Below are 6,000 nucleotides of genomic sequence, written 5' to 3'. Positions count from 1 at the left end.
GAGCTGGGCGCCCAGCCCCGGACGGCCGGCAGCGGCCTTGACCAAGGCATCGGTGTTCATCGCCTGTTGCATCTCGGCAATCACAAACGCCTGGGCTTCACCGCCAATTCCCATTTCACCGAGCCTGACGATGATGCGGTCGATTTCGTCCTTGTCGATCTGGCCGTCGGCCTTGGCTGCATTGATCATAGCCTGAAAAATAAGCCCGGCCTCCCGCTCCAGGGTCTGCTTTTGTTCGGGGGTTCGGGTTTCCTGCAACCCGATGGGCACCTCGGCGGGCGGCTGCCCGCCTTTTTTAAGGGCCGAGTAGGCCATCGCCCCCAGCAGTCCCATGACGCCGCCGCCGAGTGCGCCTTTCAGCGAACTCCCACCGCCGCCGAGCAGCGCGCCGGCCAAGGCCCCGATGCCCCCCACGGCCAGGTTACGCTTTCCGCCCACCGCGCGGCTGGCGTCTTCGAGAACGCTGCCCAGCATTCCCCCGATGGCCCCGCCGCTGCCGCCGGCGAGCATCTTCGACAACGCCTCGCCCAAGCCTTCGCCGGAGGCGCCGCCGAACAGCCCGGAGAGCAGGTCTTGGGGTGCCTTGCCGCCCGCGCCCAGCGCGCTTTGCATGCGTTGCTTGGTGGACCGGGTCGGGCCCGCCTGAGTCAATCCACCGAGCAGATCCTTCATGTAGAACATGGCACCCTCCTTCATTGACGGTTCCGCAAAAAGTCCACTTTCTGCGTTGCGCTGCATCTCGAAGTCGCTGCGGGGTACAGTAGTACGCCTCACTCCTCGAAATTTGCGCGCCTTGAACTTGAACTTTTTTCGAAACCGTCTTGTTTTTGACTTTTTACCGCTTCATCTTCATTGGGTGTTGCCTGTTGCCGTCTGCGCCCATTCGGAGTCAGTCCCGAACCCGGCCCTGTCAGAGCTGGCGAGATGGTCAGGGATCGGACCGACCGCGCTTAAAAACGGCCGCCGGTGCGGAAACCGCCGCCTCCCCGACCGCCGCCGAACCCGCCACCGGTGCGAAACCCGCCGCCGAACCCGCCCGGAAACCGGCCACCACCGAAATCCCGCGGGGTTCGGGGCCTGCGGAACTGCTGTTCCCGATCGATGCGGTCCCAGGCATCGCGGCCGGAAGACTTTCCGGAAAGAACCAAGGCCAGCAGCGCCACCAGATCGAAACCGCTGGGAAAATAGGAATGATTGGAGTCGTAGCCGCTGCGCCGGTAGCGCTGGCGGAGATCTTCCAGATCCTGATAGGCGCGCCGCTGATGACGCTCTTGGGACTCCAGCCGGTCGAGTTCGGCTTGGATGCGCTGCTCCTCCTGCTGCAAGTCGCGAATCCGACTGACGATGAGGTCGTCGTCGGGTTTGGGGGTCATCTTGGCCTGCAGGTAAAGCGTTGCCACAGACTCGTCCTTGATTTCGGACACCTGCAAGTCGATGGCCTGTCGGGAGATGTCGTCGGTGCCGGAGGAAAATTGCGAACGCTGATCCAGCAGGGCGTCATGCCGGGCCTCCTCCTCTTCGATGCGGCGCTCGGCATCATCCAAGGCTTGGCGCACTTGGGCAAGGGCGGCCTGGTCTCGAACCATCTCTTCGGTATTCAGCGCTTCCGCTTCCATGGCGCGCAGCCCCGTGAGTGCCTCTTCGGCAATCTCCTTCTGCCGCTGGGCGTGTTCACGCAGCCGCAACGGCAATTCCGTCAGCAGGTAGTAGTTGCCGCGGGCATCGGCATAGCGGATCAAGCCGGCGACCCAGCCGTCCAGGCGCCGGGTGAGGCCCCGGTGGCGGTAGTCGGGGGTTAGGTAGCGGCGCTCCCAGAGATACATGAAAAGCGGGTCCGCGCGGTAGGATTGGCCTTTTTGGGCCTGGTCGGCCTCCGCCTGGGCGGCCTTGCGCTCGGCCCGCTCGGCCTTCCCGGCGGTCTCCGCCACCAACCTTTCCTGGGCCTGATAGACTTCCTGGCCGCTGAGCCGGGTCCTGATTTCGGCGGCGCGCTCATCGATCTGCCTGACCAGCGCGTCCCGTTTGGCAACCGCCTGCTCCCGTTCAGCGTTCAACGCGGATAGCCGGGAGGCGCACTGGGCGATGGCGGGCTCCAGGGCTTGCATGGCCTGCTCCCGGCGCTTGAGCAGTTCCAGCGTGGCCCGGTCGACCTCTTCCAGATGGGCGACCACGCGGCCGGCGCCCAATTCGTCCAAGCGGAAGCGGGCCAATTGGCGGTATGCCTCGGTCATCTGACTCCGGAGCCCGACCAGCTGCTGGGTGGCGGCCTCCTTGTGCTGGTGCAGGGTGTCGAGGGCGCTGCGGGTGGTGTCGATATGGCGGTTGATGATCGCCAGCTGGTCCGTTCCAGTCAACATGGCCTGGTCTCCCCTACCATTCGGTGATCGTCGCACCCGTTGTGGCAACCGCGTAATCCGGTGTGAGATACCCGCGCCGCTTGGCACCGACGGTCTTCTGGTTCACGATTCCGTCATCCATCTTGTCCTGCCCGACCCGCTCGTAAACCTGGCGCTCCACCCGCAGCCCCCACGCGGCGACCGAGCGCACCGTGCCGTCCTCCTCCGAGGTAATCGGCAGGCTGAGCCGCTGCCCGCTGGGGGAGACGGCCTCGACGATCAGGTAGTAGTTGCGTGCACTGCGGCTGTCCGCCGGGTAGCGCCACACGCCGCTGGGCATTCCAGGTCGCGAGACCACCTGGAGGGTGTAGACCTGCCGCAGCGTATCGCGGATGGTCTGCAGGGCCTCGCGGCTGGTGCGGACCTTTTCGGGGTCGCCGGCCTGCTGGGCCGCCAGGGCCTCCTGGTAAATGGCCTCGACTTTTTCCGCAACACCTGCCTCGACGGCCTCCGCCAGCGCTTCGGCGCGAAGGGAAGCGATCGCCCGGGATGCCTCGGCCGTCTCCTGGCGGCCGCGCTCGGCCGGCACGACAACCATGTAGCGATATCCCGCCCATAACCCGATCAGGACCAGCAGCGCCATCCCCGCCCGCCTGGCCCAGCGCCCCCGGTGGACGTAGAGCCGCGCCAGCATGGTCTGCAGCCCATGGGGTGGGGGGCGGTAGGTGAAGCGATCCTCCCGCATGGCCTGGACCCCCTGGGCGATGACCTCCTCTGAGACTTCCAACCCCTGCCCGGCATAAATCTTCCGGAGCTTCTCGATCAGCTCGGTTTCCCGATCTTCCGCTTGAAGCTCCCGTTCCACGAGGGCGCGCTGGTGGCGGATGGTGTCCACCACGTCCATGGCGATCATCACCTCGGAGAGTTCGATTTTTTCAGCGGGCTGTTGGTCAACCATTTTCGACGGGTGCTCCTGCGTGGGTCAGTTCCACCATCCGTTTTTTGGCATCCTCCACCGCGACAGCGATCTCCTGCTCGTTGCGCGTGGCCAGATCCCGCATTTCGGCGATCAGCGATCGGGATTTGTGTTGGAAATTGACCACCGCCTCGACCAGCTTCTTGACCGATTCGGCCTTGATCGTCGGGCCGTAGCCCGCCCGCAGGGCATCCTCCTGCACCTTGCCGCCCACCTCGGCAAGGGTCTCCAGACTCTGGTTGACCCCCGCTTTCATGGCATCCAGGGTGCGCGTGCTTTCGTGCAGACCCTGCAGGCTGGTGAAGGAGGCATTCAGGGCGGTGAAGACGGTTTCGTTGGTCCCGAAAAAGGACACCGCCTGGGAATAGACCCGCTCCTTGACCTCGGTGGACTGCATCAGCCGCGCCATCACCACCTCGGTGGTGTTGTAGCTGACCGAGAGGTTCTCGGCCAGGTCCTTGGCGATTTGAAAGCGCTTGTCTTCATCCTGGAGGTCGCGCAGGCGCTGGTCCCGCTCCAATTCCAGGCGTGCGATCTGCTCACGGTCCTCGCCCGCGTATGCTTCAACGGCCTTGGATGCCGCCGCCAGCGCGTCCTTGGCTGCCGCAACTGTTTCCTCGGATTTTTTCAGCAGCTGAAAGGCCAGCACCTGGGCCTCCTTGAGGGCCACCCGGAAATCCTTGTAGGATTCGAGGATCGTGTTCTCGCGTGCAATCTGCTCCTTGGTGTCGGCCGCCACATCCAGATAGGTGTCTTTGATCTTGCGAAAACGGTCGGGGATATCACCGCGGGTGACCTTCACCCAAAGGTTCTGAACCTTTTCCAGGGTGGAGATTTTGCCGTCTTCCAGTTGGTCCACCATCGATTTGGCATCGTCGCGGATGCTGTTGAAGGCCTCGGTGATCTTTTCGTAGCGCTCGCCCACCTTCATCTGGGAGATGTGCTCCCGCACCACCTCGTTGAACAGCGTGGTGTGGTTGAGGGTGCGCGCAATGGCCACGGCCTTTTCTTCGTCCAGGTCGCTGATCTGTTGGATCAAGGCAACGATCGGGGCCTCGTCCGTTTGGGCGGGCAACAGACCCAGGTCGCGGAGGCCGTTGACGGCCTTGTCCAAGTATTTCAGCGGGGTGCGGATCACGTCCGTCGTGCTCATATTCACCTCCTTGGGTTTTACGACTTCAATGGGTGGGAGAATCCTCGATGGGATCCGGAACCATGGGACCTGGACTCAGGGCCGACTGCCATAGGTTACGCCGCCCGGTTCCTGCTCCCGAAACCGGGCGGCGCCGACTGGGCGGCGGCGAAGGGCGGCATCCTGGATCGCACCACCGCCCCTTTTTTGCCGGGCACGAGCTATACTAGGGGAATCCGGATTTTCTGACCCGGATAGATCAGGTCGGCGTTCTTTATAACCTCACGGTTGGCCTCGAAAATCCGCGGGTACTCCTTGGCATCGCCGTAGTAGCGTTTGGCGATGGCCGATAGGGAATCCCCTTTTTGAATGACGTAGTAATCGACCTTGGCCTGCTGGGGCGGCGCAGTGATGCCTTCAGCCTTCACCTCCGACACCCCCTGAACGTTTCCGGCCATCAGGACCGCTTTTTCCATGGCCTCAGCACTCTCCGCCGTACCGCTCAGGTGGACGACGCCGTCTTTAAAGGTTACGTCGAGGTCCTTGACACCGGGATTGGCTGCCTCGATTTTAGCCTTGATCTTTTCGGCCGCTTGGTCCTGGCTGCCGAAAAGCTTTTCCCCCATGTCACTGATAAAGTCGAATAAACCCATTTTTACCTCCTTTAAGAAAACGTGATGGAAACCATATCGCCTAATCAGGCTTTGTCCAGTTCCCACTCGATTTCATCAAAAATATCCTCGAGCTTGTACAGCGCCTGGTCAGCCTGAGCCAATTGCCAGTCGGCAATGGCGTTTTGAATGGTATCGTACAGATTGAAGAGGGCATCTTTGTGCTTGAGCAGAATCTCTTTGAAGGCAGGGTTGCCGTCCAAGGCGTAGAGCAGCTTGTCCAGCTTTCCCACCAGATCGAAGATCGAAGGGTTCTTTTCGACCAGGGCTTGATCAACACGGCTCAGGTGGCCGGCAATCTTGGGGTAAACCGCTTTCAGATTTTCTTTGTAGTACGGCTGGACTTTGACGATCAGTTGCATGTGTTTGCTCATGTATGCCTCCCCCTTCTTTGGATGGCGCCGGCGGCCGCCGGCTGCGGCTGAACGTCCCCCAATGGCTGCAGTCCCCCAAAATGCGAGTTCCCACCGAACTGTGGGGTTTTCGGCCAAAAGGCAAGCAACAGACAAAATTAAACCAAGGATCCGATTTGGCAAGATGCAGTGAAAAAAAGAGCGGAATAAAACCGTTTAATCGCCTCACCCTACAATACAGCAGGATGTGGGATCAAGAAATGGCCTGGTTCGATTTGAACGTAAAAACAATGGGGGGAAACCCGCGGGTCGGTCGGATGCGCGCTTTGGGCGCCATCCGGCTGACCCGCGGGTGTATCGGTCGGAAAACCCGTCGGTTGGGGGGATTCCGCAAGCGGTCCCGACGGGGTAAAAATGGGGTGAGTGATGGGACTTGAACCCACGACAACCAGGGCCACAACCTGGGGCTCTGCCAACTGAGCTACACCCACCATAAAGAGAATGGGAAACTACCAAATCGACCCGCACTTTT

General features: G+C 61.8%; 6 protein-coding genes and 1 tRNA gene. All 7 read right to left on the bottom strand.

Annotated features, from left to right (window positions below; genetic code table 11):
• On the bottom strand, positions 1-681 hold a 681-nt coding region (locus LJE63_04855), incomplete at its 3' end, for a tellurite resistance TerB family protein (GenBank protein ID MCG6905933.1).
• 269 nt (positions 682-950) lie between these two features.
• Entirely contained in the window at positions 951-2,357 is a 1,407-nt protein-coding gene (locus LJE63_04850) for a hypothetical protein (GenBank protein MCG6905932.1), read from the bottom strand.
• Between the two features lie 13 nt (positions 2,358-2,370).
• Positions 2,371-3,294, bottom strand: coding sequence for a DUF6384 family protein (locus LJE63_04845; protein ID MCG6905931.1), 924 nt, complete (start codon positions 3,292-3,294; stop codon positions 2,371-2,373).
• Positions 3,287-4,465 carry a hypothetical protein gene (locus LJE63_04840; GenBank protein MCG6905930.1) on the bottom strand — a complete coding sequence of 393 codons (1,179 nt, stop codon included), beginning with the start codon at positions 4,463-4,465 and terminating at the stop codon, positions 3,287-3,289. The genes LJE63_04845 and LJE63_04840 overlap by 8 nt, the downstream gene beginning before the upstream one ends.
• Positions 4,466-4,665: 200 nt before the next feature.
• A complete protein-coding gene (gene lysM / locus LJE63_04835) occupies positions 4,666-5,097 on the bottom strand; it encodes a peptidoglycan-binding protein LysM (GenBank protein ID MCG6905929.1) in 432 nt (143 codons plus the stop codon).
• A gap of 44 nt (positions 5,098-5,141) precedes the next feature.
• A complete protein-coding gene (locus tag LJE63_04830) occupies positions 5,142-5,489 on the bottom strand; it encodes a hypothetical protein (GenBank protein ID MCG6905928.1) in 348 nt (115 codons plus the stop codon).
• Between the two features lie 394 nt (positions 5,490-5,883).
• A tRNA-His gene (locus tag LJE63_04825) sits at positions 5,884-5,959 on the bottom strand.
• Positions 5,960-6,000: the final 41 nt, after the last annotated feature.

The organism is Desulfobacteraceae bacterium, from assembly GCA_022340425.1.
Lineage (GTDB): Bacteria > Desulfobacterota > Desulfobacteria > Desulfobacterales > JAABRJ01 > JAABRJ01.
This window is presented reverse-complemented; position numbering and strand designations above follow the sequence as displayed.

What these genes read in the sequence shown, in the direction of transcription:
- LJE63_04830 (MCG6905928.1), bottom strand. Translation starts at nt 5,489, where the DNA reads ATGAGCAAACACATGCAACTGATCGTCAAAGTCCAGCCGTACTACAAA.
- LJE63_04840 (MCG6905930.1), bottom strand. Translation starts at nt 4,465, where the DNA reads ATGAGCACGACGGACGTGATCCGCACCCCGCTGAAATACTTGGACAAG.
- LJE63_04845 (MCG6905931.1), bottom strand. Translation starts at nt 3,294, where the DNA reads ATGGTTGACCAACAGCCCGCTGAAAAAATCGAACTCTCCGAGGTGATG.
- lysM (MCG6905929.1), bottom strand. Translation starts at nt 5,097, where the DNA reads ATGGGTTTATTCGACTTTATCAGTGACATGGGGGAAAAGCTTTTCGGC.
- LJE63_04850 (MCG6905932.1), bottom strand. Translation starts at nt 2,357, where the DNA reads ATGTTGACTGGAACGGACCAGCTGGCGATCATCAACCGCCATATCGAC.